This window comes from Flavobacterium difficile (assembly GCF_011392115.1).
Lineage (GTDB): Bacteria > Bacteroidota > Bacteroidia > Flavobacteriales > Flavobacteriaceae > Flavobacterium > Flavobacterium difficile.
Window position 1 is genome coordinate 554,940 of record NZ_JAAJBT010000001.1, and the last position, 23,932, is coordinate 578,871.

Annotated in this window: 20 protein-coding genes; 6 read left to right on the plus strand and 14 right to left on the minus strand. The window is 32.5% G+C overall.

The features are described from left to right. Nucleotides 1–125: 125 nt before the first annotated feature. Together G4D72_RS02375 and G4D72_RS02380 are read left to right on the plus strand one after the other, a co-directional pair. On the plus strand, nt 126–2,897 hold the full coding sequence (locus G4D72_RS02375) for a bifunctional aconitate hydratase 2/2-methylisocitrate dehydratase (RefSeq protein ID WP_166076092.1): 2,772 nt from the start codon (nt 126–128) through the stop codon (nt 2,895–2,897). Between the two features lie 127 nt (nt 2,898–3,024). Further along, nucleotides 3,025–5,289 carry an aconitate hydratase gene (locus tag G4D72_RS02380; protein ID WP_166075986.1) on the plus strand — a complete coding sequence of 755 codons (2,265 nt, stop codon included), beginning with the start codon at nt 3,025–3,027 and terminating at the stop codon, nt 5,287–5,289. Between the two features lie 35 nt (nt 5,290–5,324). On the opposite strand, the gene G4D72_RS02385 is transcribed toward G4D72_RS02380, so the two are convergent. From G4D72_RS02385 to G4D72_RS02405, 5 genes are all read right to left on the minus strand, one after another. Further along, nucleotides 5,325–6,356 (minus strand): RES family NAD+ phosphorylase, encoded by a 1,032-nt coding sequence (locus G4D72_RS02385; RefSeq protein WP_166075987.1) that lies wholly within the window; start codon nt 6,354–6,356, stop codon nt 5,325–5,327. A 6-nt stretch (nt 6,357–6,362) separates the two neighbouring features. Then, a complete protein-coding gene (locus G4D72_RS02390; RefSeq protein ID WP_166075988.1) occupies nt 6,363–7,298 on the minus strand; it encodes a sce7725 family protein in 936 nt (311 codons plus the stop codon). A gap of 3 nt (nt 7,299–7,301) precedes the next feature. Continuing rightward, nucleotides 7,302–8,174, minus strand: coding sequence for a sce7726 family protein (locus tag G4D72_RS02395; protein WP_166075989.1), 873 nt, complete (start codon nt 8,172–8,174; stop codon nt 7,302–7,304). Nucleotides 8,175–8,249: 75 nt separating this feature from the next. Continuing rightward, a complete protein-coding gene (locus G4D72_RS02400) occupies nt 8,250–9,344 on the minus strand; it encodes a lipoprotein N-acyltransferase Lnb domain-containing protein (RefSeq protein WP_166075990.1) in 1,095 nt (364 codons plus the stop codon). A gap of 95 nt (nt 9,345–9,439) precedes the next feature. Further along, nucleotides 9,440–10,513, minus strand: a complete 1,074-nt coding sequence (locus G4D72_RS02405; protein WP_262887212.1) for a putative type IX sorting system protein PorV2 — start codon at nt 10,511–10,513, stop codon at nt 9,440–9,442. Between the two features lie 123 nt (nt 10,514–10,636). Here G4D72_RS02405 and G4D72_RS02410 point away from each other — a divergent pair, with 123 nt between their 5' ends. Both G4D72_RS02410 and G4D72_RS02415 read left to right on the plus strand, forming a co-directional pair. Further along, on the plus strand, nt 10,637–11,371 hold the full coding sequence (locus G4D72_RS02410; RefSeq protein WP_166076093.1) for a CDP-alcohol phosphatidyltransferase family protein: 735 nt from the start codon (nt 10,637–10,639) through the stop codon (nt 11,369–11,371). Then, a complete protein-coding gene (locus G4D72_RS02415) occupies nt 11,371–12,213 on the plus strand; it encodes a GH25 family lysozyme (protein WP_166075992.1) in 843 nt (280 codons plus the stop codon). Before G4D72_RS02410 ends, G4D72_RS02415 begins: the two co-directional genes overlap by 1 nt. 52 nt (nt 12,214–12,265) lie before the next feature. Here G4D72_RS02415 and lptB read toward each other — a convergent pair whose 3' ends face one another. From lptB to G4D72_RS02435, 4 genes are all read right to left on the minus strand, one after another. After that, nucleotides 12,266–13,036, minus strand: a complete 771-nt coding sequence (gene lptB, locus G4D72_RS02420) for an LPS export ABC transporter ATP-binding protein (RefSeq protein WP_166075993.1) — start codon at nt 13,034–13,036, stop codon at nt 12,266–12,268. Nucleotides 13,037–13,229: 193 nt separating this feature from the next. Beyond that, nucleotides 13,230–13,583 (minus strand): carboxymuconolactone decarboxylase family protein, encoded by a 354-nt coding sequence (locus G4D72_RS02425; protein WP_166075994.1) that lies wholly within the window; start codon nt 13,581–13,583, stop codon nt 13,230–13,232. Beyond that, nucleotides 13,583–14,413, minus strand: a complete 831-nt coding sequence (gene tatC / locus G4D72_RS02430) for a twin-arginine translocase subunit TatC (protein WP_235922426.1) — start codon at nt 14,411–14,413, stop codon at nt 13,583–13,585. Before tatC ends, G4D72_RS02425 begins: the two co-directional genes overlap by 1 nt. Further along, entirely contained in the window at nt 14,413–15,378 is a 966-nt protein-coding gene (locus tag G4D72_RS02435) for a KpsF/GutQ family sugar-phosphate isomerase (protein WP_166075995.1), read from the minus strand. Before G4D72_RS02435 ends, tatC begins: the two co-directional genes overlap by 1 nt. Nucleotides 15,379–15,499: 121 nt before the next feature. On the opposite strand from G4D72_RS02435, the gene recQ reads away from it, so the two are divergent. Together recQ and G4D72_RS02445 are read left to right on the plus strand one after the other, a co-directional pair. Beyond that, nucleotides 15,500–17,695, plus strand: a complete 2,196-nt coding sequence (gene recQ, locus G4D72_RS02440) for a DNA helicase RecQ (protein ID WP_166075996.1) — start codon at nt 15,500–15,502, stop codon at nt 17,693–17,695. A 222-nt stretch (nt 17,696–17,917) separates the two neighbouring features. Continuing rightward, the gene (locus G4D72_RS02445; RefSeq protein ID WP_166075997.1) at nt 17,918–18,904 is read left to right on the plus strand and encodes a fasciclin domain-containing protein; all 987 of its coding nucleotides are present in this window, start codon (nt 17,918–17,920) and stop codon (nt 18,902–18,904) included. A gap of 60 nt (nt 18,905–18,964) precedes the next feature. Here G4D72_RS02445 and G4D72_RS02450 read toward each other — a convergent pair whose 3' ends face one another. From G4D72_RS02450 to G4D72_RS02470, 5 genes are all read right to left on the minus strand, one after another. After that, complete coding sequence (locus G4D72_RS02450; protein WP_166075998.1) at nt 18,965–19,207, minus strand: hypothetical protein; 243 nt, start codon at nt 19,205–19,207, stop codon at nt 18,965–18,967. Between the two features lie 695 nt (nt 19,208–19,902). After that, complete coding sequence (locus G4D72_RS13330; protein WP_207784837.1) at nt 19,903–21,111, minus strand: hypothetical protein; 1,209 nt, start codon at nt 21,109–21,111, stop codon at nt 19,903–19,905. 28 nt (nt 21,112–21,139) lie between these two features. Beyond that, complete coding sequence (locus G4D72_RS02460) at nt 21,140–21,616, minus strand: T9SS type A sorting domain-containing protein (RefSeq protein ID WP_166075999.1); 477 nt, start codon at nt 21,614–21,616, stop codon at nt 21,140–21,142. Nucleotides 21,617–22,614: 998 nt separating this feature from the next. Then, nucleotides 22,615–23,115, minus strand: a complete 501-nt coding sequence (locus tag G4D72_RS02465; RefSeq protein WP_166076000.1) for a hypothetical protein — start codon at nt 23,113–23,115, stop codon at nt 22,615–22,617. Nucleotides 23,116–23,231: 116 nt separating this feature from the next. Beyond that, complete coding sequence (locus G4D72_RS02470) at nt 23,232–23,930, minus strand: glycosyltransferase family 2 protein (protein ID WP_166076001.1); 699 nt, start codon at nt 23,928–23,930, stop codon at nt 23,232–23,234. Nucleotides 23,931–23,932: the final 2 nt, after the last annotated feature.

Consider the following 23,932-nt stretch of genomic DNA (forward strand, 5'->3'; position numbering starts at 1 on the left):
TAATTTTGCGAATATCGTTTTTTGTTATAAATTTTTTAATCCAAAAAGAATTATTTAAATTTGTACCACTTTAGAAAAAAACACAAACAAACAAACTAATTTATAATATAGAATTCGATATGGAAATGAATCTTTATAAAGAATATATTAAGGAAATTGAAGATCGTAAAGGCCAAGGTCTTCATCCAAAACCAATTGATAGCGCTGAATTATTAAGCGAAATTATAGCGCTAATTAAAGAGGTTACTAATGAATACAGAAACGATGCGCTTCAATTTTTTATCTACAATACTTTACCAGGAACTACAAGTGCTGCTACTGAGAAAGCAAATTTCTTAAAAGAAATAATTCTAGGTAAAGAAGTAGTCAATGAAATTACTCCAGAATTCGCTTTCGAATTATTATCTCACATGAAAGGTGGTCCATCTATTGGAGTATTATTGGATTTAGCATTAGGAAATGATATCGCTATTGCTAAAGCGGCTGCTGAAGTTCTTAAAACTCAAGTATATCTTTACGATGCAGATATGGATCGTTTGAAAGCAGCTTTCGAAAGTAATAATGAAGTTGCAAGAGAAATTTTAGAAAGTTACGCAAAAGCAGAATTTTTTACCAAACTTCCAGAAGTTGCTGAAGAAATCAAAGTTGTGACTTTCATAGCAGGTGAAGGAGATATTTCTACCGATTTGTTATCGCCAGGAAATCAAGCACATTCACGTTCAGATCGTGAATTGCATGGAAAATGTATGATTTCGCCTCAAGCACAACAAGAAATAAAAGCCTTACAAGCGCAACATCCTGATAAATCAGTAATGTTAGTTGCAGAAAAAGGAACTATGGGTGTAGGTTCTTCTCGTATGTCAGGTGTCAATAACGTAGCGCTTTGGACAGGGAAACAAGCGAGTCCTTATGTGCCATTCGTAAACTTCGCACCAATCGTAGCAGGAACTAACGGAATTTCTCCAATTTTCTTAACAACAGTGGATGTAACGGGTGGAATTGGAATCGATTTGAAAAACTGGGTAAAAAAGACAGACGCTAATGGAGAAGTAGTTCGTAATGAAAGTGGTGATCCAATTTTAGAAGAAGTATATTCTGTAGCAACAGGAACAGTGCTTACTATCAATACAAAAACAAAAAAATTATATAACGGAGACCAAGAATTAATCGACATTTCTAAAGCATTCACGCCTCAGAAAATGGAATTCATCAAAGCTGGTGGTTCGTATGCGATAGTTTTTGGTAAAAAAATTCAAACTTTTGCAGCTAAAACTTTAGGAATTGAAGCGCCATTAGTTTACGCTCCATCTAAAGAAGTTTCTGTTGAAGGACAAGGTTTAACCGCTGTAGAGAAAATTTTCAATAGAAATTCGGTGGGAACTATCTCTAAAAAAGCCTTACATGCAGGTTCTGATGTTCGTGTAACGGTGAATATTGTGGGTTCTCAAGATACTACAGGATTAATGACAGCTCAAGAATTAGAATCAATGGCAGCAACAGTCATTTCTCCAATTGTTGATGGTGCTTATCAATCAGGTTGTCATACGGCTTCTGTTTGGGATAAAAAAGCACAAGCGAATATTCCGAAATTAATGAAGTTTATGAACGACTTCGGTTTAATTACAGCGCGTGATCCAAAAGGAGAATATCACGCGATGACAGACGTTATTCATAAAGTACTTAACGATATTACTGTAGATGAATGGGCCATCATCATTGGTGGTGATTCACATACAAGAATGTCTAAAGGTGTAGCTTTCGGTGCCGATTCAGGTACAGTTGCTTTAGCTTTAGCGACTGGAGAAGCTTCTATGCCAATCCCAGAATCTGTGAAAGTGACTTTCAAAGGTCAAATGGCTAGTTACATGGATTTCCGTGATGTAGTTCACGCTACTCAAGCACAAATGTTACATAAATTTGGTGGAGAAAATGTTTTCCAAGGAAGAATTATCGAAGTACACTTAGGAACGCTTACTGCCGATCAAGCTTTTACTTTTACAGATTGGACCGCTGAAATGAAAGCCAAAGCTTCAATTTGTATTTCTGAAGATGACACATTAATTGAATCTTTAGAAATTGCGAAGGGAAGAATCCAAATCATGATTGATAAAGGAATGGATAACAAAACGCAAGTGCTTCAAGGATTAATCAATAAAGCAAATAAACGTATTGCTGAAATTAAATCAGGTGAAAAACCAGGTTTACGTCCAGATGCCAATGCAAAATATTACGCGGAAGTTGAAATCGACTTAGATGTGATTAATGAGCCAATGATTGCTGATCCAGATGTAAACAACAAAGACGTTTCAAAACGTTATACACACGATACCATTCGTCCTCTTTCATTCTACGGCGGTGACAAACAAGTAGATTTAGGATTTATCGGTTCTTGTATGGTGCACAAAGGTGATATGAAAATCTTAGCACAAATGCTTAAAAATGTAGAAGCGCAAAATGGTGAAGTGAAATTTAACGCACCTCTTGTAGTAGCTCCTCCAACATATAATATTGTAGATGAATTAAAAGCGGAAGGCGACTGGGAAGTGTTACAAAGATACTCAGGTTTCGAATTTGATGATAATGCGCCTAAAGGTGCGGCACGTACAGAATACGAAAACATGTTGTATTTAGAGCGCCCAGGTTGTAACTTATGTATGGGTAACCAAGAAAAAGCCTCTAAAGGAGATACAGTTATGGCTACTTCAACCCGTTTGTTCCAAGGTCGTGTGGTAGAAGATACGGATGAGAAAAAAGGAGAATCGTTACTTTCTTCTACACCAGTAGTGGTTTTATCTACTATATTAGGAAGAACACCTACGATTGAAGAATACAAAAAAGCGGTTGAAGGCATCAATTTAACAAAATTCGCCCCTTCAAATAAGCAAATGGTTTTATAATCAATTGATTACATATATATAATTTTAAAAGCTCGAGCGTTAAACTCGAGCTTTTTCTTTTTTACCTTCTTTATTTTTTGTAAATTGTGATAAATAAAAATAAAACAACAACATAAAAATAAATACTATGGCATTCGATATTCAAATGATTGAAAAAGTGTATGCAACTATGGCGGAGCGAGTAGACAAAGCTCGTGAATTAGTTGGTCGTCCACTTACCTTAACGGAGAAAATTTTATATGCTCATTTATGGGAAAAAACACCTACTTCAACTTTTAAAAGAGGTGTCGATTATGTAGATTTTGCTCCAGATCGAGTAGCTTGTCAAGACGCTACGGCTCAAATGGCTTTGTTGCAATTTATGCGTGCCGGAAAAAAAACAGTTGCGGTTCCAACAACTGTGCATTGTGATCACTTAATTCAAGCCAAATCGGGAGCTGTGGAAGATTTAGCTTTCGCCAATAAACAATCCAAAGAAGTATTCGATTTTCTTTCTTCTGTTTCTAACAAATACGGAATTGGGTTCTGGAAACCGGGTTCTGGAATTATACACCAAATCGTTTTAGAAAATTATGCTTTTCCTGGCGGAATGATGATTGGTACCGATTCACATACGGTTAATGCAGGTGGTTTAGGAATGTTAGCCATCGGAGTAGGTGGTGCGGATGCTGTTGATGTCATGTCCGGAATGTCTTGGGAATTGAAATTTCCAAAACTAATCGGAGTAAAATTAACAGGTAAGTTAAACGGTTGGACCTCTCCAAAAGATGTTATTTTAAAAGTGGCAGATATTTTGACTGTTAAAGGTGGAACAGGTGCTATTTTAGAATATTTCGGTGAAGGTGCGTTATCCATGTCTTGCACAGGAAAAGGTACCATTTGTAATATGGGTGCAGAAATTGGAGCGACCACTTCGACTTTCGGTTACGATGATTCGATGAGAAGGTATTTAGCCGCTACTGGAAGACAAGATGTAGTAAATGCAGCAGATAAAGTGGCGAATTATTTAACAGGTGATGCCGAAGTATATGCGAATCCAGAGCAATATTTCGATCAATTAATTGAAATTAACTTATCAGAGTTAGAACCACATATTAACGGTCCTTTTACACCAGACAGGGGAACGCCAGTTTCACAAATGAAAGTAGAAGCCGCTCAAAACGGTTGGCCCATAAAAGTAGAATGGGGTTTAATTGGTTCTTGTACGAATTCTTCTTATGAAGATATGAGTCGAGCCGCATCAATTGTAGAGCAAGCTGTTGCTCACGGCATCACTCCAAAAGCTGAATTCGGAATCAATCCAGGTTCAGAACAAATTCGATATACAATCGAAAGAGACGGAATTATCGCCACTTTCGAAAAAATGGGAACAAAAGTTTTTACTAATGCCTGCGGACCATGTATCGGACAATGGGACAGAGCTGGAGCAGACAAACAAGAGAAAAACACCATCATTCATTCCTTTAACCGTAATTTTTCTAAAAGAGCCGATGGAAATCCGAATACTCATGCGTTTGTAACTTCACCAGAAATGGTGGCCGCTATAGCAATTTCTGGTCGTTTAGATTTTAATCCGTTAACAGATACTTTACTAAGTGATACGGGTGAAGAAGTAAAATTAAATCCTCCAAAAGGAGATGAATTACCGACTAAAGGTTTTGATGTAAAAGATGCCGGCTTTCAAGCGCCTGCTGAAGATGGTGCTTCAGTTGAGGTTGTGGTTTCGCCAACTTCAGATAGATTGCAATTATTAGAACCCTTTGCACCTTGGAACGGTAAAAACATCGAAGGGGCGAAGTTGTTAATTAAAGCGTTCGGAAAATGTACCACAGATCATATTTCTATGGCCGGACCGTGGTTGCGTTTTCGTGGACATTTAGATAATATTTCAAATAATATGTTAATTGGAGCCGAAAATGCTTTCAATGGGAAAACGAATTCCGTAAAAAATCAAGTAACTGGTGACTATGCAGAAGTTCCTGCTGTAGCTCGTACTTACAAAGCTGCTGGTATTCCTTCAATAGTTGTGGGAGATCACAATTATGGGGAAGGTTCTTCGCGTGAACATGCGGCTATGGAACCCCGTTTTTTAGGTGTTGTAGCAGTTTTAGTAAAATCATTTGCACGTATTCACGAAACGAATTTGAAGAAACAAGGAATGTTAGCACTAACTTTTGCTAACGAAGCCGATTACAATAAAATTCAAGAAGATGATGTGATCAATTTCTTAGATTTGACAGAATTCGCACCGGGAAAACCTTTAACTTTAGAGTTTGTCCACACAGACGGCACAAAAGATGTTATTTTAGCAAATCATACGTACAACGAAAGCCAAATAGGTTGGTTTGTTGCTGGTTCCGCTTTAAATTTGATTGCTGCTGGAAAAGCGTAAGTTGGTTTTTAATAAATATCAAAAGACTCCTTATTTTAGGAGTCTTTTGTTTTATGGTCAACAGCTTTTAAATGCATTTTGTCAATTTTCTTTAGGAAAACATTTTTGCATTCCATTAATTCTTGATTAAACATAACTATATTTTTTCCAGATGGATCTAATGAACTGCAAAATCTTATTCCACTTGCCCCAGTGAAGATTTTGATAAATTCACAAATAAATTGGGTAGGAATGTACTCAATTTCACTATCATATCTCCTCATTGGTTTTGATAAGTCTCTACTTATTTCATCTCTTAAAAGTTTTGATTTTATAGTTTGTTTTATATTTGTTGTCTGAAATAAAGAAGTTTGTTCTGTGAAATCAACAATTTTAACAAAATCAATTTCTTTTTTTAGATTAAATAATCCAATACTTAATTCATCAAGATATGAAGCTCTTACTTCATACAAAACAGTTTCTGGGTTATCGCTTAAGTATAAATAAGGAATTCCAAGTGGATTAGCTCTACCGCCACCAGCCAGATTGAAAGGCGGACACATCATTTCTTTTATTGAATAGGCTTCTAGATTGCTTTTATGATGTACTCTTGCTCTGTATAGTTCATCAGAAGATTTAAGTTCAAATTGAGTGTTAAAAAAACCATCCCAACCTAAATCTTCAGTTAAATACTCAATATTTGTAATATATCTATTTGATTTTTTCAGATTATCTTTTAATATTTCCCAAAATGAAAAGTTTTCAATAATATCATCTGTATAGTCTACTAAATACTCAGAATTTTTTATTTCAGAAGTGATTTTTGATAATACTTCGTTAAGAATAATTGAGCCAATATTTAAAGTTGAAAAGAAATTCCAATTACTTTGAATTTTTGATATTAAAGGTTCGCCATCAGGCAAAACTTTAAAATTATCAATAAGTCCTTGAAAAAAATCAATAAGTTCATCAATTAATAATAAAGGTACATTTGAAGAATCACAAATTTTGCAGATTCCTATATTTTTTGAAGATGAAATGAATCCTTTAAGTTCTGCATCCTCAAAACAATTTGGGCAAACTTCCATGTTTTACTATCTATTTCTTAAGTATTGTGATAAAATCAACAAATGATTTTTTATTGATATTTTTTTTACGGTACCTAATCCAGGATAATGTTGCTCGTCAAAATAATTTTCTAATTCTATAATAGCTGAATTAGTAAGGCTATTTGCTCTACAGTAATCAACTGCTTTTTCGGCGGCTTCAGCAAATTTCCCTTGAATATTAGCAATAGAATCATTGCTTTCGGAAGTAAAATGCCTAATCATTATTTGATTTTGAACATTCAAGTATGTAAGATGAATTACTACAGCTCTAGGAGTACTTCCTCCATCTATGAATTCACTTGGTAATACCGTATAATCTGAAAAACCATCATATCCGTCTTCAGAATAATAAATATGTTCTTCGGAAAATCGATGCTCTTCAATACTTAGAAAATCACTATTTCTAGCTTGTTTTTCAAATAAATCATCTAATCTTATATAAGTTTTGTCGAGGCTTTGTGTGAATCTATGTAAGGACCTATTTCTAGATGGGTCTTCGGTGTTTATTATTGTAACTTCATCTAATTGAGCCAATTCTTTAAAATCTTCATCGTTTTCATGAATATCATTTTTACAAATCAACATGCATTGATTTAGATTGTATTTATTTATGCATTGAGTAATGTATTTTCTATTATTTCTATAATGAAAAGCAGGTAAAACAATATCATTATTTAAATTGTTTATATAATCTAAATAATGTTCAACATCACCAGTAAGTTCACCATATGCAGGATTTACGATTAAGTATACACTTTGTTTACGTTCTTCAAAAACTTTATAAGCTAAATTCAGATTGTTAAATGTAGATTTTACTGGCTCAAGTATTGGAAAAATACAGCCTTGAGTAGCGCCTTCAATTGCTAATTCACGTAAAGTTATAAGTTCAAATTGTCTAGCTCTTAAAAACGGATAATACATACTTTATAGTTTTATTTGTGATTTAAGATTTTTAATCATAATTTCTCTATCCTTCTTAGTTAACTTAAGTGCAAGGCTAATTTGATTAAATTCTTTGTAATAACGATTTGATAATGCATTTTCCAAATTTCTACTTTTCATTTTTTCAATGAATTTTTTATTTAATGTATTATTTGGAATCTTTTTTATAAGTTCTTTACATATATTATATTGATTAAAACTTGTCATAATTGGCAATTCGCCATAAAAAGATTCTACAATAGATTTATATTCATTCGTGTGAAGAACTTTCATTATAGTATCATAATCCACTTCAGAATTTGTAAAAGCATCTCTTTGTAAAATGAATTTTTCTAATTTTTCATTATTATTAAAAGATATCAATCCAATGTTTTTATCAATTTTAGAATAAATAGATAATTTTGACTCTGGAACGATGAGAAAAATTTGATTGAAAGCTTTGCTGTAATTTTCAATTTGTAAATTTAATCGCTTTGTTGAATCGAATTCAGTCTTTATTTCAAATACTTTTGACTTACCATTAAACATAACTAAATCTGCTACAGCATTTCCAACTCGAAATTCATTAAAAACTTTTGTGTTGTTTTGCCCAATCTCTTTAATTAACCATTCATTTAGAAAAGAATTTTTAAAGATATATTCATTTTGGTAATAATTTTCAAGAATCTGATAAACGTATTTGAGGTAGTCCAAATAAGTTGCGTTTGAAAAGTTTTGCCATTTTATATCATAACGTTCAATCTTATAATCAATAGATTCAAAGTTTGACTTCATCCAAAGCTCAGCGTCACTTCTAGAAAATAAAGAAGAATAATCTCTTAATTGATTTTGATTATATGTTACTTTATTTGACATTAATTAGTTTTTTACAAATATAATCATAAAAAATACTTTTATACATGGTAATTATATTAATATTCAATAAATATACTACCTTTTCTTCTCACTAATCACAATCTTAATCAACCAGAACAAATGTAGCCCTACAATTGGTAACACAATTAATAATTGCACTTTGTTTACGATATACGCCAAATAAATTAGGGTGAAAGCAATACAAATTTGTCCAAATAAAATAATTTTGGAAGTATTGTTTTTCCAGTAATAAAAAGCAAAAACTAGCAATAATGGGTTAAATAACAAGATGTTGTAATTCCATAAAATTTCTTCATGTAAGGAATACAAACCCACTAAACTGAAAAATAAACCTAATACTCCTGCGAAAATGAAATAGGTTATTTTTATGCCTTTTTTATTTAATAAAATTAAAATTATAATAGCAGCCAGTAAGGAATAAATTGAATTTACATATGAAATTGGTGCACTAATTGTTTGTTCGTTTAATACTTTAGTAGGTTGTGCTATTTTTTTTCCATTGCTAGTCGCAGTTTCTAACACTTTTTCTAATTCTAACGGTAAAAATAGGCGAGTGGCAGGTTGGTCGACTTTCGTGCCAAAAATAATTTGAATCCCTAATTTCATATAAAAATCAGACATGTAGGGATACAAAATTTCTCTATAAGTTTGTTCTGATTTTGGTTGTTTTAAGACTTCAGAACCTAAGATTTTATTGATTTTATCTACCACCATTGTCGTACAATTTTTATCAATAAATTTGTAAGTATAAAAACGTTCGTCTGAAGTTAGGCTGCTGTTAAGTTCGTTAAACAGTTGTTGTTTTTGTTGCGATGTTAAATTCAATTCTTGTGCTACAATACTTCTACCGTCTAATTTATAATTGTATTCAAAATCGTAATAATTATCGCTAGTTACAAAATATTGCAAATCACCTTTAACGAATTTCAACATAAAATTAGGCGTTGAAAAATCAAAAGCACCATAATTAAAAACCACATCAAGTTGTTGAGTGAAATCGGTAATTCGTATACCTGTATGTCCGTACATGGCGTAAGAAACAGGAGCCGTTCCGCAAGTTAAAATACTTACTTTTGAATAATCAGATAAAACAACGTTTTGTGAAAAACTAAAAATTGGAAGTAATAAGAAAAGTATTTTTTTTAGCATATTGGTTTTTTATGAGTAAAAAGATTTATCAAATTCATACTGGTTTTACTGAACACTGCGACTGAGAACTGTTACTGCGACTGAACACTCAAAATTTATCTTCTAAAAATTCCTAAATCGACTTTTACAGAAAACACATTCGAATATAAAGCGGCACTTTGATTGCCTAAATCAGTTAAAGCATAATCTACTTGAATGCCTTTGTATTTAAAACCTAAACCAATATTCGGTTGAAAACTGACTTTATTGGTATTGTCAATTTGGGTGATTTGTTGAAAATTTCCAACTCCAGCACGTAAAAATGCTAAATCAATGTATCCAAATTCGAAACCCACTGCTGGACTAATACTAGCCAAACTTGTAGAAATAATATCATTGGTTTGGGCAAATTCCATATTCAAATTGGCGGCAGTAGTTAAGGTGTAATCGTAATGAAATTCGAATTTTTTTGAAATTCCAAATTGTGCTTTAGGTAAGGTTATTTCACTAGTTTCAGGTAATTCTTGGTTTTCACCAGGAACAGCGTCTTTAATTTTTTCGTATTCTTCTTCGTTAATGGTCCAAGTGTTGTAAGTGGTTGTAATGTCACGAAGCATCAAGCCGAATTTCCAATCGTTTTTGCCTTCAAATTGTAAACCAATATCAAATCCAAATCCCCAAGAAGAAGCGAAATCTCCAATTATTCTTCGAATTACTTTCGCATTTACTCCGTAATTAAAACCTTCTAAAGGTAATTTTCTGGCATAAGAGAACGTCACGCCATAATCGGCTGTAGAAAAAAGAGAAATCCTGTTATAGTCTATATTTCCTTCACTATCAATTAATTGAGTGGTATTCAAAATGTCATCTACACCAAAACGAATTAAAGATAATCCCCAAGCACTTCGGTCATCAATAGGCATTGCAAAACCTGCGTAATCGTATTGCGCAATATTGGCAAAATAATTCGCATGCATTAAGGCAATTTGTTTGTCTTCCAATTGCAAAATTCCGGCAGGATTCCAATATCCCGAATTCACATCGGCAGTTTGCGCAGTTACGGCATTACTCATCCCTAACGCTGCAGCATCTACACCAATGTTTAAAAATTCGTTGGAATATTTACGAATAGTTTGAGCCGAAATTGACACAGAAGCCAATAGGACAAATAAAAATAGTATCTTCTTCAAAGCAAATTTAGTTCTAACAACAAATATCATAATTTCTTACTTAATAAACTCAAATTCTTTCATTTTATTGTTTACATTTGCTATAGAATTGATCACATTTAAGAAAATTTTAAGAAGATGAGCATAAAAAAACACATTCCTAACACTATTACTTTGTTGAATTTATTAGCTGGATTATTAGCTTTGATTCATGCATTTAACGGAAATTACAATGAAGCTTTTTCATTGGTTTGTTTAGGAATTTTCTTCGATTTTTGGGATGGTTTCTTTGCTAGAATTTGGAACGTTCAAAGTCCAATTGGTTTACAATTAGATTCTTTAGCTGATATGGTTACTAGTGGAGTAGTACCAGGTTTGGTGATGTATAAAATGCTTGGTGATATTCAGGAAAATCAAGCACAATATAATTTAACAGAAGATACGTATTACATGGGCGTGGTACCATATATAGGTTTCTTAATTACTTTAGCTTCTTGTTACAGATTGGCTAAATTTAATGTAGATACACGTCAAACCGACTCATTTATTGGTTTGCCAACACCGGCGAATGCTTTATTAATTATGAGTATTCCGATGATTCAGTTTCATTCAGATTATGAGGTATTAGTAGATGTATTAAGTAATCCGTTTGTTTTAGTAGGAATTACTGCTTTAAGTGCCTATTTATTAAATGCCGAAATTCCTTTATTCTCTTTAAAAGTGAAAAGTTTTAGCTGGGAAAAATATAAAATACAAGTGGTTTTTTTAATTCTTTCTTTGATTTTAATAATACTTTTAGAATTCATTGCAATTCCAATGATCATTTTATTATATGTGATTTTATCGGTTGTAAATAATACGATGCTTAAGAAAGTGTAATGGCAACCAGAAGAAAATACCCTTCTAAAAGTAAAAAACAAACGATTATAAGTCCGAAATCTGTGAAATGGATTCTTGGACTTTTTTTGTTATTGTTCACGATTATTTTTGTGTATCAGAAAAAAGATGGGATTTTATATTATTTGGGATTTAAAATCAATACAAACGAATTAACAGCTAATCAAAGAAAATTAGAAGATAAGCGAATCAATGAAATAGTTGAAAATCACAAAGGAAAAATTTTTGGAATTGATGTTTCACAGTATCAAGGCACCATAGATTGGGAGAATGTAGAAGCTATCGAAGAACAATTTGAATTGAAATTTGTTGTCGTTCGAGCTACTGCTGGTAGTAATAAAGTAGATTTGAAGTTCAAGAAAAACTGGCGAAATTTAACCGAATCCATTTACATTCAAGGCGCCTATCATTATTATCGTCCAGATGAAAATTCGACAGAGCAAGCAAATCATTTTATCAAACATGTAAAATTACGAAAAGGACATTTGCCACCCATTTTAGATATCGAAAAAATGCCAAAAGGACAATCTATGGAAAAGCTAAAAGTAGGTTTGCAAAATTGGTTAACCCTTGTTGAAAAACATTATGGCGTGAAACCTATTATTTATTCTGGCGAAAAATATTACGAAGATTTTTTGCGTGAAGATTTTCCAGAATATCAATTTTGGATTGCTAATTATAATCCATGGAAAGAAAAAATTGAAGACGAGTATTTGATGTGGCAATTTACCGAAAAGGCGAAACTACATGGCATCAACGAATTAGTCGATGTGAATGTTTTTAACGGAAGTGTGGAGGATTTAAAGAAAGTGTGTATAAAATAAAAGTAATTAAAAAAGGCCTATCAGATCGTTTTCTAATAGGCCTTTTTATATTCTAGAAATCTATTTCTGCCTCTTTCGGAGCATTGAAATCTATTTTTGTTTTTCTCAATTCGAAATTTTGTCCTAAATACACTCTTCTTACCATTTCGTCTTCTACCAATTCTTCTGGTTTTCCCGCTTTTAAAATGCCACCTTCAAACATTAAATACGTTTTGTCTGTAATGGCTAAAGTTTCTTGAACGTTATGGTCGGTAATTAAAATTCCGATGTTTTTGTTTTTCAATTGTGCGACAATTCGCTGGATATCTTCTACCGCAACAGGGTCAACTCCAGCAAAAGGTTCGTCTAATAAAATGAATTTTGGATCTGTAGCCAAACATCTTGCGATTTCTGTTCTTCTTCGTTCACCACCGGATAATAAATCGCCACGATTGGTACGAATATGACCTAAAGAAAACTCTTCAATTAAGCTTTCCATTTTGGCTTCTTGTTCTTTTTTGGTCAAGTTGGTCAATTGTAAAACCGATAAAATATTGTCTTCAATACTCAATTTTCTAAAAACAGAAGCTTCTTGTGCCAAATAACCAATGCCGTTTTGTGCGCGTTTGTACATAGGAAAATCTGTAATATTCATGTCGTCTAAATAAATATTTCCAGAATTCGGCTTAACTAAACCTACAATCATGTAAAAAGAAGTCGTTTTTCCAGCACCATTCGGACCTAATAAACCTACAATTTCTCCTTGATTTACTTCTACTGAAATCCCTTTTACAACACTTCTTTTCTTGTATGTTTTAACTAAATTTTCGGCTCTTAATTTCATGTTTTTTAATATGTCAATTGGTCAATTCGGCAATGTGCCTATGTTTTTTAATTTGTCAATTTTCAATAGGGCAATTCGACAATTTTGTGAACTTGTAAAAATATCAAAAAAATACTCATTAAATAAAATTCTGTTTTCTAATATTTAGTTAATTTTTTACATAGCCAAATTGGCACATTGTCTTATTGGCTAATTATTTAATTGGCTCATTTTCCAACGCTTCCCAAAATTCATATGCTCTTCTTAAGTGAGGAATAACAATGGTTCCACCCACTAAAGTGGCAATACTCATCGCTTCCATCATTTCTGTACGATTTACTCCGTTTTTGTAAGCAGTTTCTAAATGGTATTTGATGCAATCGTCGCAACGTAAAACGGCTGATGCTACTAATCCTAATAGTTCTTTTGTTTTTACATCTAATGCGCCTTCGCTGTATGCATTAGTGTCTAAATTAAAGATTCTTTTGATTACTTTGTTGTCATCGGCTAATAATTTTTCATTCATTTTAGCGCGATAGTCGTTGAATTCTGTGATTAAATTACTCATTATGTTATAGATATAGATTTTTTGTTTTTGTTATTTATGAAAGCACTTATAATAATACTAATTTCGAATAAAACTACCAGCGGAATAGTTACTATAATTTGACTGATTACGTCTGGCGGTGTTACAATTGCTGCGATGATTAGTATAATTACATATGCCCATTTACGGTATTCTCTTAAAAAGGCAGGCGTGACTAATCCTAACGAAGATAAGAAATAGATAATTATGGGTAATTCAAATACTAAACCTGTAGCTAAAGTTGTGGTTTTAACAGTTCCGATGTAAGAATTAACGTTTATATCATTTTTAATCACATCTGAAACAGAAAAAGTTGATAAAAAGTTTAACGATAATGGTGTCAATACGAAATATCCAAAAGCCACACCTAAAAAGAATAATAAAGAAGAAATTACGATGAATTTCACGGCATTTCTTTTTTCTTTTTTATACAAAGCCGGACTAATGAAATTCCAAAATTGTAATAAAATATAAGGAAAACAAATGACGAATCCTGCGGTGATACAAGTCCAAACCATTAATGAAATTTGTCCTTCAATTTCTGTATTTTGAATGCTAAAATTTAAAGTAGTATCGCAGAAACTTTTATCTAAATCATATGTATTCGCTAAATCACAGAAAAACTGATAGGTAATAAAATCACCTTTCATCGGTCCGAAAATAATAGTATTAAAAATAAACTCGTTAAAAAAGTAAGCAATCGCACCGCCAATTAAAATCGCTGCTGAACTTCTTACTAATAACCATCTTAGTTCTTCAAGATGATCTAAAAAAGTCATTTCGTTAATGTTTTTTTTATTCTTTTTTGCCATTATACAATTCCTTCTTTTAAAATGTCGTGTAAATGCAACACCCCTTTGTAAGTTCCATTATCAATTACCATCAATTGTGTAATTTTATAATCTTCTAAAACATCCAAAGCTTCTGAAACTAAAACCGTTGAAGCAATTGATTTCGGATTTTTGGTCATTATGTCTTGTGCCGTTAAATCGGAAAAAGTTTCTCTATCCGTTAACATTCTTCTAATGTCTCCATCGGTAATAATTCCGATTACGTTATCGTTTTCAACTACAGCGGTAACACCTAAACGCTTCTCAGAAATTTCCATAATTACTTTTTTAATAGAAGCATTTGGAGTTACTTGAGGTGTGTGCGTATTGTTTAACATGTCTTTCACTCGAAGTAATAATTTCTTTCCTAAAGCACCACCTGGATGGTATTTTGCGAAATCTTCAGCTTGAAAGTTTCTTAGTTTCATTAAGCAAACCGCAATCGCATCACCTAAAACCAATTGCGCTGTTGTGCTATTTGTAGGCGCTAAACCTAATGGACAGGATTCTTCATCTACATGAGCCAAAAGAACCAAATCTGATGAAGTGGCTAAAAAAGAGGTAGGATTCGCAGTCATTCCAATTAAAGTAGTTCCGAAATTTTTTATGATTGGCGCTAAAACTTTAATTTCCGGACTGTTGCCACTTTTTGAAATACATAGCACCAAATCACCAGTTTGAATCATACCTAAATCGCCATGAATCGCTTCTGCTGCGTGTAAAAAAATCGATGGTGTTCCAGTAGAATTTAATGTAGCCACAATTTTCTGTGCGATAATAGCACTTTTTCCAATTCCTGTTACCACTAATCTTCCTTTCGATTCGTAAATTAGTTGTACAGTTTTTACGAAATCATCTGTAAGATAATGGGTTAGTTTTTGAATACTTTCGCTTTGTGAAAGTATAGATTGCTTGGCGTTTTCTAGGATAGTTTGTGTTGTATTCAAAATTAAATGAATTATATTTTTGTTTTTAAAGAATAGTTGTATCTTTATAATTGCAAATTTAGACAAAATTCAAATAATAATTGTCTAAAATTATTTGTTTATAAGTTCAACCCATTTTTTTATGACGGAGCAGAATATTGATTTATACAAGGAATTAAAAAAATACTTTGGATTTTCTCAATTTAAAGGATTACAAGAAAAAGTAGTTACAAGTATTATATCTGGTAATAACACCTTTGTTATTATGCCAACTGGTGGTGGTAAATCGTTATGTTACCAATTGCCTGCTTTGGTTTTGGAAGGAACTGCTATTGTAGTTTCACCACTTATTGCGTTAATGAAAAATCAAGTGGATGCTATTAGAAGCATGGGGTCAGATATTGGTGTGGCGCATGTTTTAAATTCATCGCTTAATAAAACAGAGGTCAATCAGGTAAAAGCTGATATTTTATCAGGTAAAACCAAAATGCTGTATGTAGCACCTGAATCTTTAACCAAAGAAGATTACATTCAGTTTTTAAAATCAGTAAAAATTTCATTTGTAGCTATTGATGAAGCACATTGTATTTCAGAATGGGGGCACGATTTCCGACCTGAATACAGAAATTTAAGAAGCATTATCAAACAGTTAGGCGATGTGCCCATTATTGGATTAACAGCTACGGCCACTCCGAAAGTTCAAGAAGATATCTTGAAAAACTTAGATATGCCTAATGCTAACACGTTTAAAGCCTCTTTTAATAGGCCAAATCTATATTACGAAATTCGCCCAAAAACTAAAAACATTCAAAGCGATTTGATTCGTTTTATCAAACAACACAAAGGAAAATCAGGTGTGATTTACTGTTTAAGTCGTAAAAAAGTGGAAGAAATTGCACAAGTTTTACAAGTTAATGGTATTTCAGCAGTGCCTTATCATGCTGGATTAGACGCCAAAACCCGTGCGAAACATCAAGACATGTTCTTAATGGAAGATGTAGATGTAGTGGTTGCAACGATTGCTTTTGGTATGGGAATTGACAAGCCAGATGTACGATTTGTCATACACCACGATATTCCAAAATCGCTAGAAAGTTATTATCAGGAAACTGGTAGAGCAGGACGAGATGATGGAGAAGGGATTTGCTTGGCTTACTATTCGTACAAAGACATTGAGAAATTAGAAAAATTCATGTCAGGAAAACCAATTGCGGAACAAGAAATTGGATTTGCGTTGTTACAAGAAGTAGTGGCTTATGCGGAAACGTCTATGTCGAGAAGAAAGTATTTATTGCATTATTTCGGTGAAGAATTTGATGAGGTAAATGGGGAAGGTGCAGATATGGATGATAATGTTAGAAATCCGAAAAAGAAAACCGAAGCTCAAAATCAAATTGTTACTTTATTAGAAGTCATCATTGATACGAAACAATTGTTCAAACCTAAAGAGGTTATTTTAGCTTTAGTAGGTAAAATTAATGCGATAATTAAGGCTCAAAAAATAGATACGCTTAAAACTTTCGGTAGTGGAAAAGACCACGACGAGAAATATTGGATGGCTCTAATTCGTCAGGTTTTAGTTGCAGGTTTAATCTCAAAAGATATTGAAAGTTACGGAGTTCTAAAAGTAACTCAAGCAGGAAATGATTTCATCAAAAAACCGTATTCTTTCATGGTGGCTGAAGATCATGAGTATAGCGAAGAAGAGGATGAAAACATCATCGCTGCAGCAAAATCTACAGGAACGGCAGATGAAGCTTTAATGGCTATGTTGAAGGATTTACGTAAAAAAGAAGCGAAAAAACATAATGTACCTCCTTTTGTGGTTTTCCAAGATCCATCTTTAGAAGATATGGCTCTGAAATATCCAATTTCAATTGATGAATTGAGCAATGTTCACGGAGTTGGTGAAGGAAAAGCGAAGAAATTCGGAAAACCTTTCATCGAATTAATTTCAAGATATGTAGAAGATCACGACATCATTCGTCCAGATGATTTAGTGGTAAAATCGACTGGTGCAAATTCGGCTAACAAATTGTATATCATTCAAAATATTGATAGAAAACTGGCTTTAGACGATATTGCTTCTGCCAAAGGTTTAAAGTTCGACGATTTGTTAAAAGAAATGGAACAAATTGTATTTTCAGGTACAAAATTGAATATTAAATATTGGATAGATGATATTCTAGATGAAGAGCAACAGGAAGAAATTCACGAGTATTTTATGGAATCTGAATCAGATAGTATCGAAAAAGCTTTAAAAGAATTCGATGGCGATTACGATACTGAAGAACTTCGACTCATGAGAATTAAATTTATTAGTGAAGTAGCCAACTAAACACAAATACTAAAATTTTTAAAAAATCCAAATTCTAATAGGTATACATTAGAATTTGGATTTTTTATTTTGTCTAACTATTTTCTTTTTTGAACCATTTAAAAGTCATAAATAACTGTTTACCAAAGTTCAACAAAAAATAAATATCTGCTAAATTTACGAAATCGTTGTATTTTTTGTTTAACAATTACTAAATTTGTTTAAACAAAAAAAACAATTACTATGAAAAATTTAAATGTAACCCTAAAAGTTATGAGTTTATTACTTGTATCTTTTCTTAGCACAAGTTGTGATGATGAAGAAGGCACAACAACTCCTCCACAGCAAACTATTGCTCAACTAGCAAGTTCAAGAACTGAATTTTCAATTTTAGTCACTGCACTCAATAAGGCAGGCTTAACTAATACATTAAATTCTGCTGGAAATTACACCGTTTTTGCTCCTACTAATGCTGCTTTTAATGCTTTTCTAGCAGCTAATAATTTTGCAGATTTAGACGCGGTTCCTGTGCCTTTACTTAAAGAAGTTTTGTTAAATCACGTAATTGCTGACGAATTATTTTCTAATGAGTTAAGTACAACTTATGTAAAAACCTTAGCTACAGGCGGAGCTTCTACTTCTAACACATTGAGTATGTTTGTAAATGTTTCATCAAATGGAATACGTTTAAACGGTGTATCTTCTGTTGATACCAATAGTGCAAACATCGATGCTTCAAACGGAGTCATTCATAAAGTTGATGCTGTTATAGGTTTGCCAACAGTGGTAACTCATGCTACTGCCAATCCTAATTTCTCAACTTTAGTAGCTGCGTTAACTCGACCAGACCAAGCCGATCAAAACTTTGTGGCTACTTTATCAGGTACTGCAAATTCTCCTTTTACAGTTTTTGCTCCTACTAATACGGCGTTTGGAAACTTATTAACAGAATTCAATTGGGCTAACCTTAACGCTATTCCAGAAACTGTTTTAGAGAAAACTTTAAAATATCATGTGGTAACAGGTGCTAATATTTTAGCAGCTGGTATTCCATCAACTAACACAAACATTAATACCTTTTTAGGTCAAACGTTTATTGTAAATGCTACTGGTGGTGCAAAGATTACTGACTACAATATGAGAGTTAGTAACATTGTAGCAACGGATGTTCAATGTGATAACGGTGTAATTCATGTCTTAGACAAAGTAATTGTGCCTAATCTCAACTAATATATTTTTCTCTTTTTTTGAAATCCAAATCTCATCATTTATTTGGGATTTGGATTTTTTTTATGCTTTTGTTTCAAAAACCTCACCTCTATGTGGTCGTAAAGCATCTCTAAACCTAATCATATCAGCTTCTTCCACAACTAAATAAGCAATGGCATACATGTCATTTAAAATTTCAAAACCTGTAATTTTTAGGGCGTAATTCTCTTTTTCTAAAAATTCTTTCAAATGAATGTCATGATGTTCTGCTGTTTTAGCTGAAGCAGGCCCACGGAAATCCCAAATTAGTTTTATTTGTCTCATAGGGCAAAGTTACGAAGGTTTTCAATGTCTCTCAAAATTTATTTATTTGATAAATAAAGTATTCAGTTTGTTATTGATTTGATAGAAATTAAATGTATCAATACTGCTAGTTTTGAACCAACTTATAAAAAGTTAAATTTAGCTCATAAAAAAATGTGTAATGTTTTACAAGACGACATATTTTTCAAATAAAATAAAACACTTTCATAATCGTATTGGTGTCAGATTTAATGGTGAAAATTTTTTACGAAAGATTTGCAAACACTAGGCATGTAAATTAGAATATTTTTTTATTTTTTGGCCGAGATTTCTTCTAACACTTAAAAGGTTGAAGGGATAATTAAAGATTAATTTCGGGGGAATGTTTTGATAAATTCTGTTTATAATATCCTAGTTTAATTTTGATATTACTCAATTATACACATCTTTAGTCATAAGTTTAAGACTTGATTTTTTTTCTAATACTAGAATAAACATAAATAAAAGTAATTCCGAGTTGATTCCTTTTTTTAATGACTATGATTTTATTAATTTCTTTTAACTTACCCTAAAAACAATAAATAAATTATTCATATCATCAAGAAAATATAATTGGTATGAATTTGAAACAAAGTAAGCAATTTGTTTTCTAGGTGCTTCATTTATATAAAAAGTGCCGCTATAGTATGCGGCACTTTTACATTTTTTTTCTCACATTAGTGTAAGTTTTCCCATGCTGCAGGAACTGATACTCCATAATTAACAATCATATCGATGTCGAAATCTGTTACATTTGTAGAACCTTGTAATCCCGTATAATGAGCACCTCTTGGATAAGTATTATTAGCCATACCAATGAAAAATCTATTTCCATTAGTTGCTGTGAATTCAACATAATAATTTGTACCAGCCACAAAACTGAAACCACTAAAACTCCACAAACCAGTTACAAAATTGAATTCTGAACCAGCCCATGGCGCATTTATAGTATTCGTTGAGGTAGCTAACAACGTTCCGTTTGGAGCATTGTAAATTTTACAAACAATGTCCCCCGAAGATACACGTATTGCTACTTGAGCTTGAATGCTTGTTAGCGCTCCACTAGATAGTGGTTGAATTACTTGACCTTGAGCAGGACCATCATACAAAGCCCATGTACCTGAATTTCCTGTTCCATCAACAGGTGCAGGTAGAGCTGCTTTATAAACTTGAAGTTTGTTTTCAGAAGTATTAAAAATCATTCCACCGGTAGGTGTGTTAGAAATTGCATTGCGTTGAGCAGTTGTCATACGTGGCGGTAAGAATACTTGCGTTGTAGATGATATATCAAGTTTTGCAGCAGCATTTGGACTAGAAGTTCCAATTCCAACATTGCCACCATTATTGAAGATATTACTGCTATTTGTTACCCAAGAAGAACCGTTCCAATAAGGTGTATTACCAGCAATTGATCCGCTTGCGATAAGACCAGTAGGGCCTTGTGGACCCTGTGGGCCTTGAGGTCCAGGGGTAGAACTTCCTGATGTTTTCGCATATAATGCATATGGCGAACTTAACAATTGAGAAGTTCCTGAAATCGTATAAGAAGTTCCACCTGTTGGATCCGTTTCTGTTTTAATGAAATAGGGACCGTTTGCCCAGTTGATAGTAGTCATGTTTCCTGATACTACAGCACCGCTACCAATTTCTATACTTACTAAACCGTTTGTATTTGTAGTTGGGGTTTGAGTTTCTACATACACTGCAGTTCCTGTAGATGAGCCTTGTAAAATGCTAATTTGCATTCCTACAGCTTGATTTACCACTAAGTTATTTGTAGTGTTTCGTACCACGGCTTGATAGCTCATTTTTTCTGGTGCTTGTGCAAAAGCTATTGAACCAATTACTAAATTAGTTAATAATAAAATTTGTTTGATTTTTTTCATTTTAGTTTTAGTTTTAGTTTATTTGAATTTATTTTTTAATGATTTTAAAGGTTTTCAATTCTTTATTATTGTCTAACACTTTTACAAAATATAGGTTTGTAGATATGTTTTCTGTAGTAATTGTAGTTGTTTCTGAACTAATTTTGCTTTGTATAATTACTTTTCCATTGATATCTAAAATTTGATAACTTAATTTTTCAAAGTCATAATTTTTAATATCTAATTGGAACCAGTTTGACGTTGGATTAGGAAAAACAGACATTTGTAAGTTAATATTAAAATTTTCAGTTCCTAAAACGGTTTGAATTTCAAAAGCTTGTTGCACTCCTTGCGCTATGGAACCTGTTGTACCCGAGAAGGTAGTATATACAGTTTGTCCAATCGTATAGCTTAAAGAGCCATTTGTTCCACTAGCATTTCCACCAGATGTGGTAGTGGTTTCTTGGGCATTAACTTGGGTAGCGCCTAAGAACACAAGGCTGATTAGTAATTTTTTTTGATTCATAAATGTAAGATTTTAGTTAAAATGAATAGGTTTAAAAAAAATAGAATCTCGACAAAAGAAAAGTTCTAATTTTAAAAGTTTATTTAATTTTTATAAGTGTTAGGATTGAATTTGGACTAACAAACTAGTGTTGCTTTTATTTGTTTTTCAATTTCTTCTACTTCTTTAGTATTTTTTTTTGGTTAAGGAATATTGTGTTGCAAATAATTGAAATTAGCTTTATTTCTTTTGATAGTGATGAGTTGCTAATAGTTAGTAATTTTTTTGGCAAATGTCATTTAATTACTTCAAATACACTTGTTGATATAGGGTAGTTAAAGGGTAGTTAAAGGGTAGTTAAAGGGTAGTTTCAACTACCTGTTGGGTAGTGTGTTTTTTAAACACCTGTAAATGAGTGGTTCACTTTAAGGAGTAGTAATTATATTTTGAAGTTTTTTATATCAAATAATAGTGTCATTCAAATTATAACAGACATTTGTTTTTTCTTCCAATATCATCAGAAATAAAATACCAATTATAAATACAAGTATGTAGAAGTACTATTACAGGAGTGATTTTAGAAATTTATTTTTTTGAAAAAAAACCTCCAAATTGACTAGAAGGGTATTACAATTTTAAAAAAAACTACCTAAACGCATTTAATATATACATGTTAATTTTAGTGCTTCAAATGTTGATATAGTATGATTTTAAAATCACTTAACCCTATTTTTGTTGTGTCGAACTCTAATTTGACGTAACAAACCACATAGTTGACGTAATGCTTTTCAAATGAGAGGTAATCTACTTCAAGTTTTACGTTATAAACCCCAAATTTGACATAATTAACCCCAAGTTTGACGTGGTTTGCACTAAATTCTCACGTAAACAACCCCAATTTTGACGGATACAATTCCATTCATTACCTATGTGATTCCAAAGTTGAGGTATACATCAATAGTACTTCATAAAAAAAGCCTTCCTACAAGTAGAAAGGCTTTTAGATTTTGTGGTAGTGTTTAGTTTGTTGTCGTATCCTCTGAAGTTTTAGGAGTTGTAGTAGTCCCCGTTCGATTAAAAAACTGAGCCATTTCTGCTACTTTAGTTTCAAAGCCTGCTGCTTTAGTACCTGCTTTGTATTGACTGTACCCATAATCGGTTAGTGCCGCTTGGTAATTATCATAATCATGTAAAATTTTGTTGTTGTTGTATAAACCATCCATTAAGGCTTGTAATCGGGTAAGGATGCCTTCTATAAAGGTTCTAGAATCAAAATCGTTTTGAAATTCTTCCCAATCTACATCGGCGCTACTTAAGTTGGGTTGGTGGGTACGATAGGCGAGTGCCTTATTAACAATTAATTTGTTTTGCTCGTTGATACTTCCGTATTTTCTGCGTTCTTCAGGGGTTAGATTTTTGAAATTTGCAGTTAAAATGTTTTCTAATGCAGATAAAGTATCTGTTGTAGCGGTTTTTTGTGCTGTTGTGTAATGTACAGTACTTAAATTTTCGAAAGGCATATATAATAATTTTAAAGTTACGTGCGAATAATGTAAAATCAAAACTACTATTTTTTTTAAAATTAGCTACCTTTTTTTAATTTTTTTGTGATGGTTTTATTCATTCGTGTTTTCGGTTATTGTTTTATAGATTCCCACAAAACACCCAAACCATACTTGACACTTCTTTTAAAATTGATACTTGAAGCTTCAGGAAAATATTTTGTTGGGCAACTTATTTCTCCAATTTCGAAGCCATTTTTGAAAATTTGAACTGCCATTTGATTGTCAAAGATGAAATCTTCACTAAAATTATTGAAATTTACTTTTTGAAGTACCTCAATGCTATAAGCCCTGAAACCCGTATGGTATTCGCTTAATTTTTGATTGATGAGGATGTTTTGCATTAAGGTTAATATTCTATTAGCGACATATTTATAAATTGGCATACCACCTTTTAAAGCGCCTTTGCCTAAAATTCTGCTAGCAAAAACTACTGGATAAACCCCGTTGGCAATCATACTGCACATGGCTGTAATTAACTTTGGTGTGTATTGGTAATCGGGATGCAGCATTACAACGATATCAGCTTTTAATTCTAGCGCTTTGTTGTAGCAGGTTTTTTGATTGCCTCCATAACCTCTGTTTTTATCGTGTTGGATGATGTGGCTAATATTGAGTTTTTTAGCTATTTCAATAGTGTTATCCAAACTTGAATCGTCAACTAAAATTACATCATCAACAATATCCAACGGAATTTCGCTATAGGTTTGTTCTAAAGTTTTTTCGGCATTGAAAGCCGGTAGCACTACAATTATTTTTTTGTTGTTTAGCACTT